At 62.5% G+C, this 22,105-nt stretch carries 21 protein-coding genes and 4 pseudogenes; 10 read left to right on the forward strand and 15 right to left on the reverse strand.

The features are described from left to right. From ACW4E8_RS36735 to ACW4E8_RS36745, 3 genes and pseudogenes are all read left to right on the forward strand, one after another. A pseudogene (locus tag ACW4E8_RS36735) lies at positions 1-206 on the forward strand (DNA-binding protein); the annotation flags it as partial. Further along, positions 190-447: an H-NS histone family protein gene (locus ACW4E8_RS36740; protein ID WP_456808985.1), complete on the forward strand. Its 258-nt coding sequence runs from the start codon at positions 190-192 to the stop codon at positions 445-447. The pseudogene ACW4E8_RS36735 and the gene ACW4E8_RS36740, both read left to right, overlap by 17 nt. A gap of 23 nt (positions 448-470) precedes the next feature. Then, complete coding sequence (locus tag ACW4E8_RS36745) at positions 471-1,382, forward strand: hypothetical protein (protein WP_456808986.1); 912 nt, start codon at positions 471-473, stop codon at positions 1,380-1,382. A 594-nt stretch (positions 1,383-1,976) separates the two neighbouring features. Here the strand turns inward: ACW4E8_RS36745 and ACW4E8_RS36750 are convergent. Next, entirely contained in the window at positions 1,977-2,474 is a 498-nt protein-coding gene (locus ACW4E8_RS36750) for a GNAT family N-acetyltransferase (RefSeq protein ID WP_456808987.1), read from the reverse strand. A 131-nt stretch (positions 2,475-2,605) separates the two neighbouring features. On the opposite strand from ACW4E8_RS36750, the pseudogene ACW4E8_RS36755 reads away from it, so the two are divergent. After that, positions 2,606-2,760, forward strand: a pseudogene (locus tag ACW4E8_RS36755) (beta-ketoacyl-ACP reductase); the annotation flags it as partial. Between the two features lie 231 nt (positions 2,761-2,991). Here ACW4E8_RS36755 and ACW4E8_RS36760 read toward each other — a convergent pair. Then, complete coding sequence (locus tag ACW4E8_RS36760) at positions 2,992-3,195, reverse strand: cold-shock protein (RefSeq protein ID WP_114132399.1); 204 nt, start codon at positions 3,193-3,195, stop codon at positions 2,992-2,994. A 1,149-nt stretch (positions 3,196-4,344) separates the two neighbouring features. On the opposite strand from ACW4E8_RS36760, the gene ACW4E8_RS36765 reads away from it, so the two are divergent. After that, positions 4,345-4,848, forward strand: a complete 504-nt coding sequence (locus ACW4E8_RS36765) for a GNAT family N-acetyltransferase (protein WP_456808988.1) — start codon at positions 4,345-4,347, stop codon at positions 4,846-4,848. A 414-nt stretch (positions 4,849-5,262) separates the two neighbouring features. On the opposite strand, the gene ACW4E8_RS36770 is transcribed toward ACW4E8_RS36765, so the two are convergent. The 9 genes from ACW4E8_RS36770 to ACW4E8_RS36810 form a co-directional block, all read right to left on the reverse strand. Then, on the reverse strand, positions 5,263-6,693 hold the full coding sequence (locus ACW4E8_RS36770; RefSeq protein WP_456808989.1) for an adenylate/guanylate cyclase domain-containing protein: 1,431 nt from the start codon (positions 6,691-6,693) through the stop codon (positions 5,263-5,265). 22 nt (positions 6,694-6,715) lie between these two features. Further along, positions 6,716-7,003 carry a BufA1 family periplasmic bufferin-type metallophore gene (locus ACW4E8_RS36775; protein ID WP_456808990.1) on the reverse strand — a complete coding sequence of 96 codons (288 nt, stop codon included), beginning with the start codon at positions 7,001-7,003 and terminating at the stop codon, positions 6,716-6,718. Between the two features lie 54 nt (positions 7,004-7,057). Beyond that, the gene (locus ACW4E8_RS36780; RefSeq protein ID WP_456808991.1) at positions 7,058-8,074 is read right to left on the reverse strand and encodes a YeeE/YedE thiosulfate transporter family protein; all 1,017 of its coding nucleotides are present in this window, start codon (positions 8,072-8,074) and stop codon (positions 7,058-7,060) included. 47 nt (positions 8,075-8,121) lie between these two features. Next, complete coding sequence (locus ACW4E8_RS36785; RefSeq protein WP_456808992.1) at positions 8,122-8,628, reverse strand: cupin domain-containing protein; 507 nt, start codon at positions 8,626-8,628, stop codon at positions 8,122-8,124. Positions 8,629-8,688: 60 nt separating this feature from the next. After that, positions 8,689-9,750, reverse strand: coding sequence for a patatin-like phospholipase family protein (locus ACW4E8_RS36790; RefSeq protein WP_456808993.1), 1,062 nt, complete (start codon positions 9,748-9,750; stop codon positions 8,689-8,691). 9 nt (positions 9,751-9,759) lie between these two features. Then, positions 9,760-10,542 carry a 3-hydroxybutyrate dehydrogenase gene (locus ACW4E8_RS36795; RefSeq protein ID WP_456808994.1) on the reverse strand — a complete coding sequence of 261 codons (783 nt, stop codon included), beginning with the start codon at positions 10,540-10,542 and terminating at the stop codon, positions 9,760-9,762. Then, on the reverse strand, positions 10,535-11,959 hold the full coding sequence (locus tag ACW4E8_RS36800; protein WP_456808995.1) for an NAD(P)/FAD-dependent oxidoreductase: 1,425 nt from the start codon (positions 11,957-11,959) through the stop codon (positions 10,535-10,537). The genes ACW4E8_RS36795 and ACW4E8_RS36800 overlap by 8 nt, the downstream gene beginning before the upstream one ends. A gap of 42 nt (positions 11,960-12,001) precedes the next feature. Continuing rightward, the gene (locus ACW4E8_RS36805; protein ID WP_456808996.1) at positions 12,002-12,511 is read right to left on the reverse strand and encodes a DoxX family protein; all 510 of its coding nucleotides are present in this window, start codon (positions 12,509-12,511) and stop codon (positions 12,002-12,004) included. 97 nt (positions 12,512-12,608) lie between these two features. Next, positions 12,609-12,935, reverse strand: coding sequence for a BufA1 family periplasmic bufferin-type metallophore (locus tag ACW4E8_RS36810; protein ID WP_456808997.1), 327 nt, complete (start codon positions 12,933-12,935; stop codon positions 12,609-12,611). 275 nt (positions 12,936-13,210) lie between these two features. Between ACW4E8_RS36810 and ACW4E8_RS36815 the strand changes: the two genes are divergently transcribed. Both ACW4E8_RS36815 and ACW4E8_RS36820 read left to right on the forward strand, forming a co-directional pair. Continuing rightward, on the forward strand, positions 13,211-13,909 hold the full coding sequence (locus ACW4E8_RS36815; protein ID WP_456808998.1) for a response regulator transcription factor: 699 nt from the start codon (positions 13,211-13,213) through the stop codon (positions 13,907-13,909). A gap of 33 nt (positions 13,910-13,942) precedes the next feature. Next, a complete protein-coding gene (locus tag ACW4E8_RS36820) occupies positions 13,943-14,995 on the forward strand; it encodes a sensor histidine kinase (RefSeq protein ID WP_456808999.1) in 1,053 nt (350 codons plus the stop codon). On the opposite strand, the gene ACW4E8_RS36825 is transcribed toward ACW4E8_RS36820, so the two are convergent. Together ACW4E8_RS36825 and bufB are read right to left on the reverse strand one after the other, a co-directional pair. After that, on the reverse strand, positions 14,970-15,776 hold the full coding sequence (locus tag ACW4E8_RS36825; RefSeq protein WP_456809000.1) for an HvfC/BufC N-terminal domain-containing protein: 807 nt from the start codon (positions 15,774-15,776) through the stop codon (positions 14,970-14,972). The two genes, ACW4E8_RS36820 and ACW4E8_RS36825, sit on opposite strands and share 26 nt — an antisense overlap. Further along, positions 15,760-16,620 (reverse strand): MNIO family bufferin maturase, encoded by an 861-nt coding sequence (gene bufB / locus ACW4E8_RS36830; protein WP_456809001.1) that lies wholly within the window; start codon positions 16,618-16,620, stop codon positions 15,760-15,762. Before bufB ends, ACW4E8_RS36825 begins: the two co-directional genes overlap by 17 nt. 332 nt (positions 16,621-16,952) lie before the next feature. Between bufB and ACW4E8_RS36835 the strand changes: the two genes are divergently transcribed. Both ACW4E8_RS36835 and ACW4E8_RS36840 read left to right on the forward strand, forming a co-directional pair. Next, positions 16,953-18,179 (forward strand): PAS domain-containing protein, encoded by a 1,227-nt coding sequence (locus tag ACW4E8_RS36835; protein ID WP_456809002.1) that lies wholly within the window; start codon positions 16,953-16,955, stop codon positions 18,177-18,179. Between the two features lie 610 nt (positions 18,180-18,789). Continuing rightward, positions 18,790-19,017 carry a hypothetical protein gene (locus ACW4E8_RS36840; protein WP_456809003.1) on the forward strand — a complete coding sequence of 76 codons (228 nt, stop codon included), beginning with the start codon at positions 18,790-18,792 and terminating at the stop codon, positions 19,015-19,017. Positions 19,018-19,383: 366 nt separating this feature from the next. Here the strand turns inward: ACW4E8_RS36840 and ACW4E8_RS36845 are convergent, their stop codons facing one another. Continuing rightward, on the reverse strand, positions 19,384-19,896 hold the full coding sequence (locus tag ACW4E8_RS36845) for a lecithin retinol acyltransferase family protein (RefSeq protein WP_456809032.1): 513 nt from the start codon (positions 19,894-19,896) through the stop codon (positions 19,384-19,386). A 792-nt stretch (positions 19,897-20,688) separates the two neighbouring features. On the opposite strand from ACW4E8_RS36845, the pseudogene ACW4E8_RS36850 reads away from it, so the two are divergent. Beyond that, positions 20,689-21,258, forward strand: a pseudogene (locus tag ACW4E8_RS36850) (hypothetical protein); the annotation flags it as partial. 116 nt (positions 21,259-21,374) lie between these two features. Here the strand turns inward: ACW4E8_RS36850 and ACW4E8_RS36855 are convergent. Beyond that, a pseudogene (locus tag ACW4E8_RS36855) lies at positions 21,375-21,875 on the reverse strand (SDR family oxidoreductase); the annotation flags it as partial. Positions 21,876-22,105: the final 230 nt, after the last annotated feature.

Here is a 22,105-nt window from a genome sequence, read left to right on the forward strand (position 1 = left end):
CGCGCCAGCTGCTGGCAGAATTGCGGGTGGCGCCACCCGGGCGGGGGGAGAGTGGTGGCGGGCGGCGGCGCAAGGCCGGCGGCCCGGCGCCGACCGACAAGGAGGCGCCAGGCGAAAAACTGGACGAAGAGCAGGACGACAAGCAGGGCGCGCCGACGGCCGCCTCCAGCGACAGCAGTGACGACAGCAATGACAGCAAAAACTGAGCGGGCGGCGGCGATCCGCTGGATTCAGGCGGAGATGGCCGACTACGGGCTGACCATGGAGGAGCTGGAAGCGGCGGGGTGCTTCGATCCGCCGCCGCCACCGCCACCACCCGCACCAGCGCCAGTGGTCTGCTACCGCAACGCCGCGGGGCAGAGTTGGGACGGGCAGGGCAAGATGCCCGACTGGCTGCGGCGGGCGGTCAATGCGGGGCAGAGTGTGGAGTTTTTCCGGACCGACTAAACTAAGCTCGGTTGCTGCAAGCGATGAATTTTCTTTTCAATCATAGGCTTGCAGAGGATGTGGCGGATATTGTGCGAATCCCGCTCAACCCTCTGCCTCGCCCGCCCAGCGCACGTCTGTTAAAGTCTCCACACAAAAAACAGCCAGTATTCCGAAGAATGGACGCTCATCGTGTAACTACGAACATTCGCTTTAGGTGTCCTCAATGCGGAGAAGGAATTAGCGTAATTGCGGATGTGCCGCCGGCCAACTACTCCCAGGAAGACATTGTTTTAGAATGCCCCCATTGCAGCGTACCGTTCGAGGCCAGAGTTACAAACTCACCATCAAATTGCGTAGTAAATCTACACGAATACCCTCGAGTTAAAGTCATCGCAGATGCCTTACTTTTCGCGACGTTACCAGACGAAATTACCGATGAGTGGCTGAACGACTTTATTCCAGCCAGCCCATTCGAAATTTTCAATTCCACGAACAACCATCTTTCTGACATCCTCGACGAATACGGGGCGGGAGGCGAAGGTGTATTGCGCCACTCCGCTCAGATTATCCACCGCATGGTGTACGCCTCAGCCATTAGCGCTCTTGAGGCGTTTCTGAGTGACACCTTGATGGGATCGGTGACAGGCCATCGCGCGTTCATGACGCAACTTGTTGAAAACCACCCGGCTTTCAAGCAGATGACAACGTCCTTGAGTGAGGCTTTGAACGATTCATTTGTCGTCCACAAGAAAGTCCAGCACTATCTAAGCAACCAGATATATCACAACCTAGAGAACGTCCAACCACTGTACAAACACGCGTTCAACGTTTCGATTTTTAACGAGCGCGAGCATACACAGCGACTACTCGATGCGGTTCAACTTAGGCATGACATAGTGCATCGGAATGGCAAAAACAAACGTGGTGAGGAGATTTCCGTGAGCCGACAATGACGCACCACCCGGCATCAATCCTTCTCGAATCAACGTGCGGCCCTCGCGGTAGGACCGAGTATCGTCTGGATTGCGACAGTGTGACGGTCGCCCCTGGTGGCCTCGTCGTTGAAGGGGTGGAAATACGGCGCCTGCTGGCTCTCAGTTGGGCGCCCGAGATTGTGTCGTTTGATGCTTGGGGCCAATGCCACCGGTACAAAGTTGGCCCCGTGGCACTCGTACGCCCGCGACGCGCAATTTTCCCATTCGCTTAGGGCGTCAGCATCGCCCTAACGCGCTGCCAAAAGCACCGCCCACGCGAGATACAGGAGGCCTACCGCTAGAAGGCCGGCTGCCAGAGCCCAGTAATAGCGGGCCCCATGATGGGGCGGGTGCGAATGAAAATAGTGAACTATGGGTTTCATCGGTACTACCTAGGGCAAGTTGCCGCGCTGAATTGGGCTTTTTTAGATTAGTCCGTTCTCTGCCATTCGCCGATGCAAAGTGCATGCCAGAGGCGCACGTGGCCATTAATCTCACGCACGCTCTGGCTGCTGGGCCGCAGGATGTTCCCCTCCGCGCTGGTAGCGTCGGCCTGTGTGAACAGTGACCGGGCTATCTCAATTCGCAATGCATGCACAGCGCTGAGGTTGGTGTGGCGCCTTGAAACTCCGACGAGGCTCTAGCGTCCGTGGGCGCCTTGTCGGCAGGAATGAGCGAAAAGCCCCACCGCGCGAAATAGGCGGGAGCCGACTCCGACAGCAATACTGCATGTCGTACATCGGTGCCGCGTGCACGCATCAGGAGGGCGTCGACAAGGCGAGTAGCGACACCTCTATCCCGAGAGGCGGGTTCAACGGCTACCGAGCGGATGACGATGGATTCTCCATGACGCTCTGCCGCTGCGCAGCCAATTATGCGACTGTCGCTATGCGCGACGTGGAAGCTGTCAATAATCTCCGCTACGCCATCTGTGGTTAGGCGGCATTGTTCGAGCAATGCGGCTATTTGAGGCAAATCGGCTAGGGAGGCCAAACGGAGGTGAAGGTACGGCGGCATGATGCTGTCTCTCTTGCTAGTGATCGACGTGGCTCCACGAAGCCCGCGACACATCTTATATGTTGCTCACAATCACGACGAATCTCTCCGCGCAATCGCGTGGGGCGGCATGCTACCGCTTGAAATCGTTCCTGGCAACGGTGTGCGGCCACTTCGCCGCTAAAAATTAGCGACGAAATGTATCTGAAATTCTGGACACCATAATTCTTCCGAATATTCCTGATGACCGTCTCGCGAGGCCAAGGAAGTCGCGGCGCTGGTCATCTACCCTTGTTCCAAGGAAGCCGCTTTCCTGACCGGCGGGAACATTGCCATCAACGGTGGGCAGCATCTTCAGTAAGCTGGATTGCCCGTGCCCAGACAGTGCGGCACAACCCTGCTTGGGGTCGCGGTCGCGCTGCAGCGTGGCCAGAAAGAATCGCCGCAAATTCTTGACTAAAAAGAACGCTGGACAGAGCCACCGGCTGTTCCCAAGGTCTAGTGGGAAGCGGCGGAAGAGGAGAGCCGGAAACAACAAAGCCCTTCGCAGTGACGAAGGGCCTTTATATTTGGACTACTGGGCCGCGCGCGCCTATAGCTTGCGAATCTTTGATGCCTGTGGGCCTTTCTGGCCTTGCGTGACTTCGAACTCTACTTTCGCGCCATCATCGAGCGACTTGAATCCGTTACCTTGGATCTCCGAGTGATGCGCGAACAGGTCTTTGCCGCCGTCGTCCGGCGTGATGAAGCCATAGCCCTTCTCGCTGTTAAACCACTTCACGGTACCTGTTGCCATCTCATCCTCGAAGCCAAAAGCATGCAAACCTGCATGCAAGGAAAGTAGTCAAGACGCTGAAGCTCCGGCGCAGGCTTCGCTGCCGGCAGCTTTTTGTGTCCTTAGCATATCGTGCCATCGCCCTACCGCCAAGCGCTCCCTCGCTAGGGTTTACCTTCGGCGATGGGAAGCTCCTCGGGGATGAGCCTGTATGCGTCTGCCATCAACCGCAGCCCCTGTGCCCGGATGCGCAGCTGAGTGAGCGGCGAAACTTCGAAAACACCAGGACATGGACCTAGCTTTCTTATGCCCCGCGACACGCGCCGAAATATGAAATCAATCTCGCTCTCGGGAAAGTCGCCAAGGTCGCAGTATGCCGCTCGCATTCTGTCCAGGTAGGATTCCCGTTCGGCCTCGGCTAGCGCAACGACGCTAGCCAGCAGGGACCGGGCGTGCCATTGCAGCCAGCGTTGTCTCCACGGCTTGTAGTTCTCATCCACCAATTACCCCCCGCAGACCGCGCCAATCTCCACGCTTGAAGTCACGAAGGACTTTGAATGCCGATGCGTGTGTAGCGCGCCATGAAAACCATCATAATGTGAGATGTATATTACTCCAGCAAGAATACAGCCCGCACCAAAGAGGGGTAGCATAAGTCCTGCCCGTACGTGGAAGGGGTAGACGATTGAGCAGTTTCGTTAGGTAGTCCCCCCCCTTTTTCACGCACAGCCGCGGCGAGCCCTCGGAGCAGCCCGACACGCCCGTCGAATTCCCCTATGCCGGCGCACCCAAGCAGACCGCACTTGTCGCGGCCCAGTGGACGTGATGTTCTGCCGTCGGCGGCGATGCGTCCGTCCACGAAAACGAGCAAGGTCACTGCCGTCCAAACGAGTATGTGTCATAACATGATGGGGCAACCTGCGGACCTCATGCCGGACATGACGCAGGGATGGAGCCTGGAAGGCTCGGGTCTAAGGCAGCCACTACTGGCGCGTGAATGAATACTCGTCTAGCTTGTGATGGAACCAGGACTTTACATGGATGAATTAAATATCATTCATATCAGAATTAAGTGGATTGGATTTTTACTGGCGTTGGGCACGAGGCGAAGCGTAGCGCAGGCGGAGATTGCGTTTGAAGTGATTGGCACTCATTCATATAGCCGATGGCATGCCTCGTACTCTTGCGACATACTGCCTCAAAGTGTTGCATGTGCAGGATAAAAAAAGAATGATAAAAGATGTGCGAATTCGCGCAGCCGGGTCGGCAGACGTGGAGGCAATCTCGCAGGTGCTCCATTCCTGCGGTTTGCCCGGCAGCAATATAGACCCCTCGTCCCGCCTCTACAGCCTGGCCGTCGTAGGTGAGAAGGTAATAGGCTGCGCCAGCGGCGAAATGCATGGCGAGACGGTCATCGTCCATGCCGCTGCGGTTCTCGACGAGTACCGGGGCCACCAGGTCGCCACGCATCTTGTGAGGGCCATCCTGATGCGCGCCCGCGCCAGCGGCTGCACCAGGGCTGCAGTGCTCACGGCCGAGCATCCCGCGTTCTTTGCCCGCTTCGGGTTCACGCTCACCGCATTGGACGACATGCCGCAGGAGATGCAGCTATCGAAGGAATTCCTTCGGCGCTTTGGTGCAAGGACGCATTACATGTGCCGTCGTCTCGACTGATGTCCGTAGCGACTAACGAGCATCGTGATGCTGATAGCAGCAGCACAGCTTTTTGCCTTGGTCCTTCGTGCGCTGTACCTGCATCTGCAGGTGGCGCACGCAGAGTTGATTCGCCGTGACACGAAGGGTCCGCTTAGCTACGAGGTGCGGCGGCGTGTTTATATGGAGGTACTTCCCCTGCATGTTTCGGAGTACCCCGAGCCCAGGGAGGTGCGCACCCGTGTTCTTCGACTTACTGGTGTGGTGCTGTGGCGCAAACCAGCAGTCAGGCGCGGCCAACCCATGCTTGCCGGGGGACGGCAAGCTGGTGGCAAAGGCCGACGAGCCGAGGCAAGGTGCCGGCGCTTGCTGATGATGGGCGGTTACGGCAAGTGCCAGGAGTGGCCTGCGCGAACATACAGCATGGCATTTGAATCAGGCATCCGATGCCAGTGCCAGGGCCACCAGCTGCATCGTGCCGCTTACTCCGCCGACGGACTGCGCGGGGAGGACGTGCTTCTCGCCAGGATAGCCCTGCACGCGAGCCTGCTCATAGCTGGCGCGCGTGGTGAGGCCTCGCGTGCCCTGGGACTTGTTCTGCTTCTCAAGCTTGGCCGCAAGATTGACCGTATCACCGATCACTGTGTACTCAAGACGACTGCCATGCCCGAGTATGCCGAACAGCACCGGGCCACTTGCCATCCCGGCGCCGACGTCCGGTGCCGGCTGGCCGCTGGACCGCCGCCGGGCCCGCCATTGGTCAACCGCTTCCAGGATGGCATCGATGGCACGCAAGGCATTTGCCGCATGCCGATCGTCGGCAGTGACGGCGCCAAAGCTGGCAAGGATGCCGTCGCCCATGAACTTGTCTATGCTGCCGCCATGCGCTTTGACAATTGGCACAACCAGGCTCTGGTATTCACCCAGCAACTGGATCAGTGCGGAGGGCTGCAGCATGGCGGATACCTGGGTGAAGCCGCGCATGTCGAGGAAAACGACCGACGCCTCGCGCAGCTCGGCGTGGCCGGCCATGACGTCTGCTTCGGAGCCGGTGATGCGATGGGCCACGGAATCGTCAAAGAACAGCGACAGGTCCGTGACCGCCTGCTGGCCCTTAACGGCCTTGACCACAAAGCCGCGCGCCCTGGCCAGGGCCAGTGCCAGCACGGCGCTGACGACCAGGATGGAGAGCAGCTTGTCGAACTCTGCGCCGTAGTGAATCTGGGTTGAGCGCAAGGCGGTGACATAGTCCCAGGTGACCGAGTTGCCGCTCGCGTGTGTCAGCGCGTAGTGCAGCAGGAGCAGCCAGCCCAACGCGGCCGTGAGACCCGACAGCGCCACCCAGAGCGGTTCGAAGCGCAAGGCACGCAAGGCGATCAGGCTGAAGATATAGGCGAATTCGGTGGTTTTCAGGTACATCTGGGCTGGCTGCTCGTACTGCAGGTGATAAGCCCAGATGACGAAGATCAGGACCGCCATTTCGGCCATCACGCTCAGCCCCACCATCCAGTTGGCCAGTTGTCCGGTCATGGCAAGGTAGAGCCGCACCAACGCCAGCACCGCGAACAGCGTGATGCCGAGCGGCACCGCGCGTACAGGCGCGTCGGGTGAAAACCCTGGGGGCGTGGCGAGATAAAGGGCCGCGAACAATAACAGCACCAGCAGTTGCAGTGACGTCACCAGCAACTCACTCAGATACTGTTCGCGCTCCAGCTCGCGCCGTACGCGTGGCGGCAGCTGCATCCCCTGGCCCAACACGCGGAGTATCGCTGCCAGCCCCGCTGCGACGCTACCTGCCATGCTTGCCGCGATACGTTCCGACTGCTGCCGGTGCGGCGCCGACAGTGCCTGTCTTTCCTCTTGCATTGCGTTGTCCCACAGGCGTCGCTCAGGGGGCGGCAGACTTGAGGCTGCCACCCGCGATCCGGGCGCAGGTACCGGCCGGCAGCATCAGCCATTCGTCGCTGGCGGCGTCGTGGCGGGCGCGGCCCGCGCAAGCGTGCAGCGCGGTACCGCAGTCGTTCCTGCCTGCCCTGGCTACGCCGAAGCACCGTTCACGGTCCAGGGCAAAGCTTGCCGGGGAACCGGCCAGCAGATGCGTGTTCTGCTCGATCGCAAGCCCGACGGCAGCGAGCGCGGCCGCGATCACCAGTGCGTTCTTGACATGGTGGCTCATGCTTCCTCCTTCAGGCTGTCAGCGGTGCACCACGACTGGTCCTGCTCGCCAAGCCTATGGTTGCGGGGCGCCCGGGGTCGCAACGGCCTGGCCAAGCCGGCGCTGGAGCCACTGCGCGAGCGCGATGGTGACGCACATCGTCCCGAAGGCGATCCACGCATACGGCCACAGCAGTGGCATGCCGACCAGCAGCAGGCCATCGTTTCCGCCCGGAATCAGCATGCTGCCCCAGCCCATGATGGCACCGCCCGTGAAGCACCGGAGACACTGCGCAATGGAAGTCGCGGGACCTTCGCGGCGGCCGGCGCTCATCCCGCCGAGGATGGCACCAGCGAGCAGCCCCAGCGACAGCAATGCCCGTGCCGGCAGCATGGTAGCGCTGCCACGCGCCAGTTCGGCCAGCACCTCCGTGTATGACCACGCCCCTGCCAGCAACAGGAGCAACAGGAAGGTGAGGCCGATCACCGTGGTGGCGTGGCGCGGCGACCAGATCCGGGCGCCAACGCGTTCATGCCATCTTTGCTCCAGGCTTGCAAGAGCGCTATGGCGCCGCGCCCGCTGCCACAGACGGAGCAGCCGCCACCCGACGAAGAGAAGGAAAAGCACCGTCAGCAGCGGCGCCGCCCGCCATACCGGCGAGGTGGCTGCGAGCACCGGGCGCTCCGCTTGCGGCCACAGCGCAAGCAGCCCCACGCAGCCCACGTAATATCCGACGGGCGTGGCAGCGTACGCCCATTGCCCGCTGCCCAGCCTGGCGACGGCGCCGAACACGCACGCGCCATTGATGAAGGCGCCCAGCCCGAGCAGGGCGCCTCCCGCGACGGTCAGGACATCGACCGGATAGCCGGACGGCATGACCGGAAGCAGATGCAAGCATTGCGCGATCAGCAGTCCGCCACACACGTACAGCGACGCTTCTGCCATGGCAAGGAGGCGCTTGCCACTGCGCGATGACGTGATCTCGCTGACCGCGGCGACCGCGCACGTTGCGCCGCGCTGGATGGCGAATCCCATCACGGCGGCGCAAAGCAGGGCGCCGGCAAAGGCGAGACTCAGCAGCATGAGTTTCATGGGCGCTTCATCCTCGGGCATGCGCAGGTAGCCGACCCCACACCGGTTCACATGGTATGCGGGTCCATCTTCATTTCGACCGGGAAGAGATCGGACGACAGCAAGACTGCTGGGCTGCTGCCTTCATTCTTCCACCAGTGGGAAGTCCCGTTCCTCTCCGCGGTCACGTCGCCGGCGCGGTGTATGATCGGGACCGCGCAGTTGCTCGCATACTCCACGATCTCGCCGGAGACGATATAGATGATTGCCGGACGGTTGTTGTGGCTGTGCCATGGCACGATGCCACCGGGCTGCACGTCGAGCTGGCGCAGCCGCAGCAGGCGTCCCGCTACGGCTGCCGGCTCCTTCGAAAGATCGGTCGAGGCGCGCACTGTATCGGTAACGCCCTTGGGTACCGTCGCGCCCGGCCGCTGCCCCTGGCCGTCCGCGACGCGCTTGTCGGCGGGGCACTGGCCGGCGTAGGCCATCATTGAGGTGAGGGACAGGGTGGCGGTAAAGATCGCTCCGCGCACGACGCGATGCCAGACGGGTACGGCTTGCTTGGTGGTAGTCATGGTCCTGGTCTCCGTGGGTTGAGGAATCCGCGCCGACGGCTTCGTGGGCGCTGCGTTGGATCAAAGAAATTCCTGGTGCAGGTCGACGCTGCACCGTTCACCGATTGCGCTGTAGTTCTGCTGCAACCAGCGCCCGGCCTCGTCCCGACCCTGATCGCGCAGGTAGCAAAGGAAGTCCCAGTCGGCATTGAGCTTGCTGGAGACGCCGAGCGCCATCATGGTCTGGTCCGAGCGGATCGAGTGGATCAGCATTTTCTTCATCTCCCCGCGGCTGACCTTGCCATCCTCGATGAGCCGGGTGACGAAGCTGATCGCGCGCAGTTCGCGGATCAACGAGGAGTTGAAGCTGACCTCGTTGATGCGATTGAGGATCTCCGCGGCGGTCTTCGGTACACCCTTGCGCACGATGGGGTTGATATGGACGATCACCACGTCACGCGCGCCACAGTTGTAAATCAGCGGGAAGATGGCGGGGTTGCCGACATAACCGCCGTCCCAGTAGTGTTCGCCGTCGATCTCCACCGCCTGGAACAGGAACGGCAGGCAGGCAGAAGCCAGCACCGCCTTCAGGGAGATGTCGTCGCGCGAGAACACGCGTACCTTGCCGGTCTCGACATTGGTCGCGCACAGGTAAAGATGGATCGGGCAGTGCTGGTTAAGCGCGTCAAAGTCGACATGGCGGGCCAGGACGTCGCGCAGCGGGTTGAAGTTGAGCGGGTTGAACTGGTAGGGCGACAGCACGCGCAGCATCATGTCCGTCAGCAGGTACATCGGCGAGTAGTCGAGCCCGTAGCCGTTGTGCAGCAAGTTCTCCCATGGCAGCTTGCGGAACGGGCTGCTGGCGCGCGCAGCGCTGGCAACGTCCCGCCAGAAATCGTGCAGGGCGGTGCGGGCGCGCGGCGGCCCGCCCTGGAGCAGGCCGTAGGCGAGCACCGCGGCATTCATCGCGCCGGCACTGGTGGCGCTGACGCCCTCGATTGCAAGCCGGCCGTCTTCGAGCAGTCGGTCCAGCACGCCCCAGGCAAAGGCACCATGGGAACCTCCGCCTTGCAACGCCAGCGTGATCGGCTTCACGGCTTGGCCGGCTTCGCCGGCATCTCGCATTCCAGGATCGGTCGACATGGCTCGCCCTCAGTGCTGGGTCCAGCCACCATCCATTGCGAGCGCAGTGGCGGTCATCGAGGCTGAATTGTCCGAGGCCAGAAACACGGCCAGGGCAGCAAGTTCGTCGATCCGCACGAACTCCTTGCGCGCCTGGTGCACCAGCATGACATCGCGCACGACGTCGGCAGGCGAGATCTGGTGCGCGCGCGCCTGGTCGGCAATCTGCTGTTCCACCAGCGGCGTCTTGACATAGCCGGGGCAGATCGTATTGCTGGTGATGCCAAACTCGGCCGTCTCCAGCGCCACAGCCTTGGACAGGCCGATCAGCCCGTGCTTGGCGGCGACATACGGCGCCTTGAACGGCGACGCCACCAGGCCATGGGCGGAGGCGATATTGATGACGCGGCCCCAGCGCCTGGCCTTCATGCCGGGCAGGACGGCCTTGATCAGGTGGAACGCCGAGGACAGGTTGATGGCAACGATGGCGTCCCACTTGTCGTCCGGCATCTCTTCGGTCGGGGCGACATGCTGGATGCCCGCGTTATTCACGATGACATCAACCTTGCCGAACTCGGATGCAGCAAATTCGGCCATTTCGCGAACCTGGCGAGGCTGGCTCATATCCGCCGGCGAATAGCGTACGCGCACGCCATGCTCGCGTTCCAGTCCTACGCGCGTGGCTTCAATCTGCTCGGCATCGCCGAAGCCGTTCAGCAGGACATCGGCGCCATGGGCGGCAAAGGCGCGCGCAATGCCAAGCCCGATACCGCTGCTGGAACCGGTGACGATGGCGGATTTTCCTTCAAGCATGGTGATCTCCTGTTAGCGTGGGTGCGGGAGTAGCGTGGCGCGCCCGCGGTATCCCCGAAAGGTCATGCGTTGCGATGGGGGCGGCCGATGCCCCCGGCGCTTGTGGGCGGTGGGGTGGCAGTGTCTCGCGTGGTAATTCGTCTGCCTCGCTGGTGCGCGTAAAGCGCAGGTGGGTAATGTCAGTCGGGAAGAACATGGACAAAGTCCATTCCGCCCAGAGGCGCAGCTTGCGCCCGAGCGTCGGCATGCGCATCAGGTACAGAGCACGCCAGGCGAGCCAGGCCGGCAAGCCTGAGAAGCTGAAGCCATAGACCTGGGCAACGCCCTTCATATGCCCGATGCTGGCCATCGCTCCCTTGCTCTGGTACGAGAACGGCTTGCTCTCACGCTGTTCGAGGTGGCCGGCGAGGTTATGGGCAAGCTGGCGCGCCTGGGCCACGGCGAACTGCGCGGTTGGCAGCGAATCCTGGTCGGTGGCGGCGTTGGCCACCCGTGCGCAATCGCCGATGGCCCACAGTCCGGGCATGCCGCGCACCGACATATCCGGGTTGGTCTCGATGCGTCCGCGCCGGGTGGCCAGCGCGAGATTGCGCTCCAGGGTGGCGACCAGCGGATTCGGCTTGGTGCCGACGGTGCAGATCACCGTTGCACCTTCGATCCTTTCGCCGTCAGCCAGCACCACCGTGTCGGCTTCGAAGCGGGCGGCCCGGGTACCGAGCCTGAACCGGATTCCGCGCGCGGTCATATGGCGTGCCGCGGCCATGCCAAGCGAGGCGGGCAACTCGGGAAGCAGTTGCCCGGTGTCATGGAGCAGCGTCACCGCCAGCTCTTCGCGCTGCACGCGCGGGTAGAAGCGCCGGATGCTGCAAAGGTAGTCGGCGAGTTCCCCGGCAACCTCCACGCCCGAGAAGCCGCCGCCCACGACGATGAAATGGCCCAGCCGGCGGCGCAGGACTGGATCCGACTCCAGTTCCATGCGAGCCAGCTGGCGCAACACGCGGTTGCGGATAAACATGGCGTCACCCACAAGCTTCAGGGGCAGGGCGTGCTCGGCCATGCCTGGCACCAGGTCGAGATTCGCCCGGGTGCCGAAGGCAAACACCAGATGGTCGAAGGGCATCTCGCGCAGGCCCGCCAGGGTCGTGCAGGACAGCTTGCCCTGGGCGTAGTTGACGTCCTGCACGGTGCCCATGATGAACTGGGTCCGCCTGAGCATCTGGCGGATCGGCACGATCACGTGTTCAGGGAAGACCGAGGCACCCACCACCTCGGCCAGCATCGGGTTGAAGGTGGTGTAGCTTTCGTCGCTGACGAGGATCAGCCGGTGAGTCGTCGGCAGCAGCTTCTCCAGCGCCTGGGCCAGCGTGGTGCCGGCGAATCCACCACCGATGATGACGATGTTGTTCTCTGCAAGCATGACGGTTCCTTTCGCCCTGGCACGGCGCCTGGGGCTTTCGAGCTAGTGGCTGCCCTTGCTGCGCAGCAGGAAGCGGTCGATTAGGTGGTCCAGCGACAGCCGGCCGGGGCCGTGCAGCAGCGTGACCAGCAGCAGGAGCCCCCAGTACTGGTGGTCCTTCAGGCCAACTTCGCCCAATCCCGGATACGAGATCACCGCGACGATGTTGAAGACGAACAACGCCAGCGCGGCCGCCCGCGTACCGAGCCCGAGCACGAGCAGCACCGGCAGGCACAGCTCCGCGGCGGTACCGAGATAGGCGGCGACCGTCGGGTTCAGCAGCGGCACGGCGTACTCGCTTTCGAACAGCGCAAGCGTGGTGGACCAGCTGGCGAGCTTGGTCAGCCCGGACTGGAAGAACACCAGCCCGATCAGTACGCGAATGCCGAGATCGAGCACGGGAGCCAGCATTTCCAGCAGGCGGATCGCCGCCTGCCCGGCGGCGATGATGCGCGAAGGCTTTGCGCCGGACACATCCAGCGGCGCGGACGACAGGGGGGTGGTGCATTTCATTTGGACTACCTCGCGAAGCGGCCAAGGACTTGGGGCGCGCCGGGCAGCCGTGACGCGGCCACGTGTCACGGCGTTCCACTGCAGGCTCGGGTGCCGCTCAGGCCGGGTGGGCCGCCTTGGCGGCCGGGCTGAGTTCGCCGCTCTTGCCGCCAGGCTTGGCCAACTCCGACGTCTGCAGCCGGCCCCCCGCGATCTTTTCGCAAGTGCCCTTGGGCACCAGGATCCAGGCTTCCGCGTCGCGGTCGACCTTGGCCGTGGCGGCGCAGGAGCTCTTGCTGGTGCCGCAGTCGTTCTTGCCGGCCTTGGCAATGCCCGCGCATTTTTCGTTGTTGCCTGCCGCTGCGATGGCCTGGGAGGTGGCGCCGGCAATGCCAAGCGCCAGCATGCCTGCAATCGCGCCGCGGATGATTTGATCGCTGTTCATGATGCACACTCCGTATTCGGGTTGGGTTCAGGACAGGAGGGATACCTGTCTCTGGACTGCAGTATGGAAAGGCGATCTCACGCTTGTTTCGCTCAAATTTCAAATTTTCTTCACGCGGGCGCGGGTGGTGACGGGCCGGGGCGTCAGCCACGCCGGCGGATGGCTTTCCATCCACGAAATGCGTTCTAGAATGGTTCAGTGGCTCCCCGGCCGCAAACCGGGCAGGCAAGGACGGTCTTGCCGACATCCCACATGTTTCAAGATGAGGTAAAGCCATGTCGCGCCAGATTCTGGTGATCGAGGACGACGCAGATATCGCCGAGCTGGTACGGCTGCAGGTGAGCGGCCTGTCTTGCGACGTGAAGGTGATCAACCATGGCAGGGCGGGACTGGACGAGGCGCTGAGCCGTCCCTATGACCTGGTCATCCTGGATTTGATGCTGCCGGGTGCCGACGGGCTGGAGATCTGCCGGCGCCTGCGCGCGGAACCGCGCTATACCCCTATCCTGATGCTCACCGCACGCTCCACCGAACTGGACCGGGTGCTGGGGCTGGAGATGGGCGCCGACGACTACCTGACCAAGCCGTTCAGCGTGCTGGAGCTGACCGCGCGGGTCAAGGCGATCTTCCGGCTGGTCGACACCTTGGCCAACCCGCCAGCGGATGGCCCCAGGACGGTGCAGGTCAAGGCCCTGCACATCGATATCGACAAGCGTGAAGTGAGCGTGCGCGGCACGCCGATCTGCCTCACCGCCAAGGAATTCCAGCTGCTGCTCTACTTTGCCAGCAATCCGGGGCGCGTCTTCAGCCGCGCCCAGTTGCTGGACCAGGTCTGGGGCTATAGCCACAGTGGCTACGAGCACACGGTAAGTTCGCATATCAACCGGCTGCGCGCCAAGATCGAACTCGACCCCAACGAGCCTGAGTACATCCAGACCGTCTGGGGCGTGGGCTACAAGTTCTGCAATACGTAATAGGGCGCAATAGGGGAAGGGAAAGGGGATTCCATGTTCCGCACCCTTTACGGCAGGCTGGCGGTGGTGCTGATGGCGGTGTTCATTACCATCGGCGCGCTGATGATCCTGGCCTCCCAGAAGATGATCGAGACGCAGCGCCTGATCGAACTGGCGACCGACCTCATTATCGGTACGGTGGCCTTCAGCCTGGTGGCGGCGCTGATCGTGTTTCGGCTGTTGACGGTGCGGCTGCGCGTGCTGTCGGAGGCCATCGAGGCATTCCGGGCGGGCGGTTTTTCCACGCCGGTGCGACTCGCGCAAGACGGCCGTGCGGACGACGAGATCCAGAAGCTCAGCACGGCCTTCGAGGAATTGTCCGAGCGTATCGTCACGCAGCTCGCCCAGCTGTCACAGGTGGACCAGCAACGACGCGAGCTGCTTGCCAATGTCTCCCACGATCTGCGTACGCCGCTCGCATCGATGCAGGGTTACCTGGAAATGCTGCTGCTGAAGGCCGAAGAGATGACGCCCGAAGACCGCAATCGCTACCTGCAGGTGGCTACCAGGCATTGCGAGCGGCTAGGCAAGCTGGTGCAGGACCTGTTTGACCTGACCAAGCTGGAAGCCCGGGAAGTCCAGCCGCGGCTGGAGAGCTTCCCGTTGTCGGAACTGGCGCAGGACGTGGTCCAGAAATTCGCCCTGGCGGCAAACAAGCGCGGGCTGGCCCTGCTGGCGACATCGGGTCCCGGTTGCCCGCCGGTGAGCGCCGATATTGGCATGATCGAGCGGGTGCTGGAGAACCTGATCGAGAACGCCATGCGCTATACGCCTGCCGGCGGAGAGATCAGCGTCGATGTCCAGGCCGCCGGGGAGCGCGTCGAACTGACCGTGCGCGATACCGGCCAGGGCATAGACGCGAGCCAGGTGCAGGGTGTGTTCGACCGTTACTACCGGGTGGAGCGCACGGAATCAGACAATGGCAGCAACGTCGGTCTCGGGCTGGCCATCAGCCGGCGCATCGTGCAGTTGCACGGCGGCGAGATCCGTGTGCGCAGCGCGCTCGGCAAGGGCACTGCCTTTACGATCGACCTGGCGCGGGGATAAGGCCGGCGGCGCAAGCGTCGAAATCAATGATCGTCGCGTCCAGGATGCGTCGCTGGACAAAGCCAGCCAGTGCGAAACCGGGCGCAGCTCGCAGCGCCCGCTGATACGCCGGCTCGAGCGCGGCACCGCCGTCCAGTGCGTCAAGCATGGCGTATTCCCCGACATCCAGGGACTGCACTTCGACCACAAAGCTGCTGCGCCTGACCAGCAGCCAGTCACCGCCGCTGTCGGCGTCGATCTCACTATCGTCCGCAGTATCTGGCTGGTTGGCCCGCCAGATATGCAACACAGGAAACGGCGTCGCGAGTAACCGGCAGGCCGGATTCAGCGTCAGGCGCAGGCATGCGGCATCGGCCTCGGCGAGCGCGCCCAGGCGCTTCAGCGCGAGCGGTTCGGCGTCTGCCGCATGGAAAACCTCATGCATCAGCCATTCGAGCCTTGCCACATCGGGCAGGTAGCGCAAGCCCGCGGCCGGTCCGAATTGCGCGAGGAACTCCGGAAAGCTCTTGCCAAAGCGCTGGATGTCGCCGCTGGTGGATGGGCAGGCCTGGATATACCGACCCGCCGTGGCATCGAAGAAAGGCTCGCCCACCAGGCGCTCGATCACGGGGAATACGGCGCGCAGGGCCTCACACAAGTTGTGGCGCACGTTGCCGGCGTAGAGGCCGACGCACCGCTGCGCGTCCATGGCGCCGCCGACGATATGGTCTGACAGTGCAGCCGGATCCTGCTCGAGCACCGCCCGGGCAAAGCGACACTGGATCTCATGCAATGAAGGCATCGTCGGTCTCCAGCATCTGGTCGGCCCTGCGGGCTTCTTCGAGCAGTACCTCGAGCGGGGGAATGTCGGTATCCCATTCGATCAGGGTGGGGACCGGGCGAAAGCGGGCGAGCGCATGCCGATAGAGGCTCCATACCGGCTCTGCCACGCGCTGGCCATGGGTGTCGATCAGCATGCCGCCGCTGTGGTCAAAGCCAGCCAGGTGGATCTCGTTCACCGCGCCCACGGGGATCGCATCGATATAGCCCGATGCATCGGTGCCATGGTTGACCGCGTTGACGTAGATATTGTTGACGTCAAGCAGGATGCCGCAACCGGTTCGCGCCACCAGCGCCGCGATGAACTCGGGCTCGGCAATCGTCGAGTGGCTGAACCGGAGATAGCTGGTGATGTTCTCCACCAGCAACTGCTGTTGCAGGTAGTCCTGTACTTCCTCCACGTGTTCGCACACGATGGCGAGCGATTCCTCGGTGTAGGGCAGCGGCAGCAGGTCGTTGAGGTAGCGGTCTCCAATGCGGCCCCAGCTCAGGTGTTCGGATACCAGCCCTGGCTCGAAGCGCCGGATCAGGGCAGCCAGGCGCTGCAGGTGTGCGCGATCCGGCCGGTCCGTGGCGCCCAGGCACAGGCCGACGCCGTGCAGGCTCAGCGGGTAGGAGGCTCGCACCTGCGCGAGGTAGTGCAGGGGCTGGCCGCCATCACCGAAGTAGTTTTCACTATGGACTTCGAACCACCCTGTGGGGGGTGTTTCCGACAGGACCTGGCGATAATGTGGCGGGCGCAAGCCGATCCCGGCCCGGGGCGGGACGGCGGCTCCCAGATTCGGGTGGGGGTTGGTGGATAGCATCGGAAGTCCTGTCAGTGGCGATTTCCCTCAGTGCCACTCTGGCCGACAAAGATCACGAAATTCTCACGCGGCCTTCAATTAAGTCCGCCGATTAGCACTATGGGCAGGCGCCGGCGTGATTCTGCTGTACTGGTTGGTGGGGAGATCGTGGGCTATGTTAGGAAGGGCTCGCGCCGGCGTGTCACGCGAGGGTGGTGCGGACGTGGCATCCTCCACAGCTGCGCAAGCTGTAAAGTAAAGGGCACTTGTTGTGATGCGCGTCTGTACCGACGGGGCGGACCAGAAAGAGAATCGAGATGGGCCTGAGAGCAAAGCTGCTGCTGCCGCCGGCATTGATCGGCCTGGTGCTGATTGCCTACCTCCTGCTCGGCTGGGTGCCTGGCGCGGGCGCGCCCGGCACACGCACGAGCATCGCACTGGTGGCGGCGGTTGGGCTGGCGCTGCTGCTCGGCGTCCTCGCCCTTGCCATTCACGCCTTCTGGGGACGTCCGCTTAGCGCGCTGCTGCGCAGTTGCGCCACATCCCAGGCATCACGCAACGATGTCGCCGGCCGCGGCAAGCCCCCTGATGAATTCGAGCAGATTCGCCAGGTCGTCACGGATTTGCGTGCACGCGTCGAGTCCTCGCAAAGCGCACTGGAGTTGTCGGCGGAACAGCGCCGACAGCAGGAAATCGCGCTGCGATCCAGCGAAGAACGCTATGCCCTGGCCATGCGCAGCGCCGATGACGGCCTGTGGGAATGGAATCTCCAGACCAACGAATTCCACCTGTCGCAACGCTGGAAGGCCATGCTCGGCTTTGAAGAAGACGAACTGCCGGACAGCCTGCAGGCCTGGAAAGAAAGGATACATCCCGCCGACCTGATCGCCGTCGAGCAGGCGATGGCACGGCACGTCGAAGGTGCCAGCCCGCGCTATCAGCAGCAGTGCCGGTTGCTGCACAGGGACGGACACTACCGGTGGGTCAATTCCCTGGGCAGCGCCATTCGCCATGCCAACGGCAAGCCATTGCGGCTGGTCGGCCTGGATACCGATGTGACCCGTATCAAGCGCATCGAGGACATTCTCAAGCACATCGTCGAGGGGACTTCCGGCACCTGTGGCGACGAATTCTTTCGCGCACTGGTCCGCCACTTCGCTGCGGCGCTGGACGTCCCATGCGCCTTCGTCACGGAATGTACCGCGTGGCCGCCACGGCGGGTCCACACGCTGGCCTTCTGGTTCAAGGACGAGTTCCGCGACAACGTCGAGTATGACCTGGCCGGCACGCCTTGCGAGGCGGTGTTCGACCATGGCTTGCCGGTGTTCTACCCGGAGGGGATTGGCAAGCTGTTTCCGCGCGAGCAGGGCTTCGAATGCTATTACGGCTTGCCGATCCAGGACAGCCGGGGCAAGGTCATCGGGCACATGGCCTTCCTCAACATTCGAAAGATGAAGGAGGAAGAAGTCCTGATGGACTACGTGTACCGCATCTTTACCGCGCGCGCTGCAGCCGAGATAGAGCGCAAGGCCATTCTCGAACACCTGACCCGCGCGCAGGCAGCGCCCGGTGCCGGGTAGCGCAGCGACAGGCGGCACGAGAAAGCCGCCTGTCGGCCACGCCATGTGTCGCCTCCTGACGCGTCATGGCGCGATGCGCGGCGCCAGCAGATCAGACGTCCCCGCCCGATGCAGCGTTTCCGCCCGCACGCGATCGAGCACGGCGAAGCCCACATGAGAAATCACGAATCCGTTCTTGCCACCGTCCCACTCTTACGTCGCATGACAGCCCAATCGGTTGCGTCTTGACTAGTTGCTTATGGGGTGTCGGCTTTAACCATCAGAACGTGACGCAGCTGGCTTCATCGCTTCTGCATGGATAGCGGGGGACAAATAGGTACTCAATGGCGCGCCGTGACGAAAATTTGATCTTTAACGGATAAAGGCGTGAGTTCTGTTGCGCACACTACGTACCAAGGACAGACAATCTGTCTGTCCGAGTCTAAACCCGTCGTGGGCCGTCATGAAAATGTCGAAGTTCGCTCGCCGAATGCTCCCCGGCCCGGCTCAACCCCTCTTTATTCCTAGAGGAAACGCTATGTCATCCCGAATCGTCTACTCAACTGCTTAAGCTGCAGTGCACAAATCATATTGAACAGAACCATGTAACCGCCTGAAAAGGATGTGGAAAATGCTAAAGAATGTCTTATTGCTCGTTGCGGCGAGTGCCGCGCTCGGTGTCGGGGTCGCTTATGCCGGCATCGGGATGCGGGATGTCTATACCGATGGCGCTGTGATGGGGTCGCGAGACCCCTATACCAATGGTGGCAGATCAATCACCGATAGACGGGATGTGTTTACGGATGGCGCAAGAATCACCAACCGCGATGGGTACATTGAAGAGAGCTCACAAAAGTAATTGCCGACTGACTTGAAGAAGTACTCCAAGATGGGCGCGCCCTCTATGCGTCCATTTGCGAGTCGCCCGCCCCCGGAGGATGCCCTTGCGGGGGTGTTTCTTTTTGAAGGCCACGGGCATCGGGTACAGTAAGGCGCGCTTGACGACGCCGTCGCGCACGTGGCCAGTGTGCTGCTACTGATGCCTGTCGAGACTGTGCGCAGACGACGCCAGATCGATGCTTCGGTGCGACAAGCTTTCGAGATTCGGTTCGCCGACCGTATCCGGCGTCTCTATGACAGCCTGGTCGAGAGCAACCTGGTGCCCTTGCGCCAGCGCCTGCCTTTTTATAAATCAACGGCTTAGTCGAATAGGCCTTCGGAAAGGTCATGCTCTAGGGAAAGAGCGATCATTGAAGCCGGCTGCAAGCAGCGCATGGGCTGGCCGGCTATTCCACCAAACTGACAGCAGGGAGCTCAGCACGCGGAGTATGCGCACGGGGTGGATGGCGCATTGGCGGACCTGCTCGCTGCGGGCTTCGCCATACAGGCACCAGGTACAGAAGTGTTCGCAGTTGTTGCTCAGCAGGCGATAGCGGTTCTCGCCCAGGCGCGAGCGTGCTCGCCTGACCACTTGGTCGCTGGTGAAACGCGGCAGCGACTCGGTTCTTACCTCGATGCCATGGCCGGCGCCGAAGTGTTCCAGGCTCAGCTCTTCCACCGGCCCGGTGTGCAGCCCACGGCAAAGGCCCGCATAGTGCAGCACGCGGCCGTTGCCCACATATATGCCGTGGTGGCTGTAGCCGCGACGCTGCGTGACCAAGTGTGCGCCAAGCGGCGGCTCGCCTGCCGCTTCGCACTGCGCGACCGGCGCCTGCCAGCCTGCCTCGCTACCCTTCATCGCTTGCTCGCTGGCGACTTGCCATCCTTGTACAAACCGTTCGCACCCCAGTTGGGCTTGGAGCCATTCTGTCAAGGCGGCGGGGCGAAAGTGCAACCGTGCGCACATGCTAGGCTTGCTCAAAGTCCTTTTGCAGGTGCCCATCGGCACCAGGATCCACGGCTCAGCGTCATGGGCGCCCTTGGCCAGGGCGGCCCATAAAGTCTTACTGGGGCCGGAGCTACCGACCTTGGCGATGCCATCACTTTTCTCGCCGTCGCCTAGCGCGGCAAGTACCTGCGTGGCAGCGTCGGCGATGCACAGCGCCAGCATGGTTGCATTGGCACTGCGGCTGATCTGTTCTCTCTTCATGATCCATACCCCGACATCAGATTTGGATGGACAGGAGGGGTAGCTGTCTCTGTGCTGCAGTATGAGAAACAGGGCTCACGCTTGCGTCGCACAAACCTCAAATTTTCGTCACGACGCCCACGGACGGCGGCAACCGCGGCGTAGGCGGCTCTAGCGGTTTCGGCGCAGCGGTACTTGGGGGCGGCAAGGGAAACGCTTTCCATCCAGCCAATGCGCGGGGATCAGGCGGCGAGCGTGAACCGTTCCGCTGCCGACGAGCGGCTTCCTCGCGAGAGGTGGCCTTGCCCCTTGCGTGGCTGTGTTGCAGTAAGCCTTCGGTAGAATGGCCCGGGAGAGATTCCGCTCGGGGCAACACTCAAGCCCTCTCTCCATCTTTCAGATAGCGCCACAGGGCGATCGCCAAACGGCGCGCGAGGGTCACTATGCTGACAGGGATTGCAGGTGTGGATCGAGCGCGCCTGGCGCCTCGACCGCCAGCCGCCCAAAGACAAGAACAAGCTGTACGCGCTGCATGCGCCGGAGGTTGAATGCATCGGCAAGGGCAAAGCGCGTCAGCCCTATGAGTTCGGCGTCAAGGTCTGCCTGGCGATCACCGCCAGGCAGGGACGGATCGTGGGGCGCGCGCAGCTTCCCCGGCAACCCGTATGGCGGTCATCGCTCGATGCAGAACAACGCCGTTGGCTCAAACGTCGCCAGGCTGTCGAGCCTCATCGGCCATACAACCATGGCATGCGCAGGTGCTGGCTGAAAGGGCAAATCGGCGACGCGCTGCGCCCAATGCTCTGTGCGGTGGGATTCAATATCCGCTGGCTGCTGCGTGCCATTGCCCGTGGCGGAATTCTCGCCCTCCTTTTTTTGTCGCCTGGTGCTGCAATGTCGCGACGCAATAGCCGCCGCCTACTGAGCTGCTACAGCACCTTCCAAACGTCAGTTGTGAATTTTGGAGATCCGAGCCGAGTCGAAGCTCTCCCGGACCCTCTCAAACTGGACTCGGGTCGTCATCGGGCATAGGAGGCCGCATCGTCTGGCCCGACGCGGACGCCCGCGACCGACTCCAGCGTCCGACGATCTGCGATCCCCCAGCGCAGTGCGATGACATATGTCCGACGTACTGCCCTGCCGGTAGGTCAGTGCATATGCTGCCCGCCGTTGATGGCGATATTCGCACCCATCACGTAGGCCGCATCCTCCGAGCAAAGGAAGGCAGTCAGCCCCGCCACTTCTTCCGGCTTGCCAAGGCGCCCCATCGGGATCTGCGGCAGGTTCTTGTTTTCCATGATGTCCTGCGGGACGGCCGTCGCCATCTTGGTGGCCAGGTAGCCCCGCGATACCGTGTTGACCGTCACGCCCTTTCTGGCGACTTCGAGCGCCAGCGCGTTGGTGAATCCATGCATGCCCGCCTTGGCCGCGGCATAGTTGGTCTGGCCGAAAGCACCCTTGGAACCGTTGACCGAAGAGATGTTGATGATCCGGCCCCAGCCGCGCTCGACCATGCCATCGCAACGCGGCTTGGTCACGTTGAAGACCGAGTCAAGGTTTGTCCTCATCACGGCATCCCAGTTCGGCTTGTCCATCTTCCTGAACGCCATGTCGCGCGTGATGCCGGCGTTGTTCACCAGGATGTCGAGGCCCGACCCCGAAGGATGAAGCGCGCGTGTGTGGCGGGCACCCCATCGACGCCAGAGGTAACATGGGCACGCAGCGGCGACCGAGGTCGGCCTAGGGAATGGTGCCCCGAGCCCGCTTAACAGTTGGACCCGCAGCCCTGCGCGCACCCCGGATTGTGATGACGGGCAGTCATGCCCACAAGCACGCTTACCAGAATACGATCACGAGGGCTGCTGCCGCTGCCATTAAT

Source organism: Cupriavidus sp. CP313, from assembly GCF_054072015.1.

Coding starts and splice junctions, on each gene's coding strand:
- ACW4E8_RS36740 (WP_456808985.1), top strand. CDS start 190: ATGACAGCAAAAACTGAGCGGGCGGCGGCGATCCGCTGGATTCAGGCG.
- ACW4E8_RS36745 (WP_456808986.1), top strand. CDS start 471: ATGAATTTTCTTTTCAATCATAGGCTTGCAGAGGATGTGGCGGATATT.
- ACW4E8_RS36750 (WP_456808987.1), bottom strand. CDS start 2,474: ATGTGTCGCGGGCTTCGTGGAGCCACGTCGATCACTAGCAAGAGAGAC.
- ACW4E8_RS36760 (WP_114132399.1), bottom strand. CDS start 3,195: ATGGCAACAGGTACCGTGAAGTGGTTTAACAGCGAGAAGGGCTATGGC.
- ACW4E8_RS36765 (WP_456808988.1), top strand. CDS start 4,345: ATGCCTCGTACTCTTGCGACATACTGCCTCAAAGTGTTGCATGTGCAG.
- ACW4E8_RS36770 (WP_456808989.1), bottom strand. CDS start 6,693: ATGCAAGAGGAAAGACAGGCACTGTCGGCGCCGCACCGGCAGCAGTCG.
- ACW4E8_RS36775 (WP_456808990.1), bottom strand. CDS start 7,003: ATGAGCCACCATGTCAAGAACGCACTGGTGATCGCGGCCGCGCTCGCT.
- ACW4E8_RS36780 (WP_456808991.1), bottom strand. CDS start 8,074: ATGAAACTCATGCTGCTGAGTCTCGCCTTTGCCGGCGCCCTGCTTTGC.
- ACW4E8_RS36785 (WP_456808992.1), bottom strand. CDS start 8,628: ATGACTACCACCAAGCAAGCCGTACCCGTCTGGCATCGCGTCGTGCGC.
- ACW4E8_RS36790 (WP_456808993.1), bottom strand. CDS start 9,750: ATGTCGACCGATCCTGGAATGCGAGATGCCGGCGAAGCCGGCCAAGCC.
- ACW4E8_RS36795 (WP_456808994.1), bottom strand. CDS start 10,542: ATGCTTGAAGGAAAATCCGCCATCGTCACCGGTTCCAGCAGCGGTATC.
- ACW4E8_RS36800 (WP_456808995.1), bottom strand. CDS start 11,959: ATGCTTGCAGAGAACAACATCGTCATCATCGGTGGTGGATTCGCCGGC.
- ACW4E8_RS36805 (WP_456808996.1), bottom strand. CDS start 12,511: ATGAAATGCACCACCCCCCTGTCGTCCGCGCCGCTGGATGTGTCCGGC.
- ACW4E8_RS36810 (WP_456808997.1), bottom strand. CDS start 12,935: ATGAACAGCGATCAAATCATCCGCGGCGCGATTGCAGGCATGCTGGCG.
- ACW4E8_RS36815 (WP_456808998.1), top strand. CDS start 13,211: ATGTCGCGCCAGATTCTGGTGATCGAGGACGACGCAGATATCGCCGAG.
- ACW4E8_RS36820 (WP_456808999.1), top strand. CDS start 13,943: ATGTTCCGCACCCTTTACGGCAGGCTGGCGGTGGTGCTGATGGCGGTG.
- ACW4E8_RS36825 (WP_456809000.1), bottom strand. CDS start 15,776: ATGCCTTCATTGCATGAGATCCAGTGTCGCTTTGCCCGGGCGGTGCTC.
- bufB (WP_456809001.1), bottom strand. CDS start 16,620: ATGCTATCCACCAACCCCCACCCGAATCTGGGAGCCGCCGTCCCGCCC.
- ACW4E8_RS36840 (WP_456809003.1), top strand. CDS start 18,790: ATGCTAAAGAATGTCTTATTGCTCGTTGCGGCGAGTGCCGCGCTCGGT.
- ACW4E8_RS36845 (WP_456809032.1), bottom strand. CDS start 19,896: ATGAAGGGTAGCGAGGCAGGCTGGCAGGCGCCGGTCGCGCAGTGCGAA.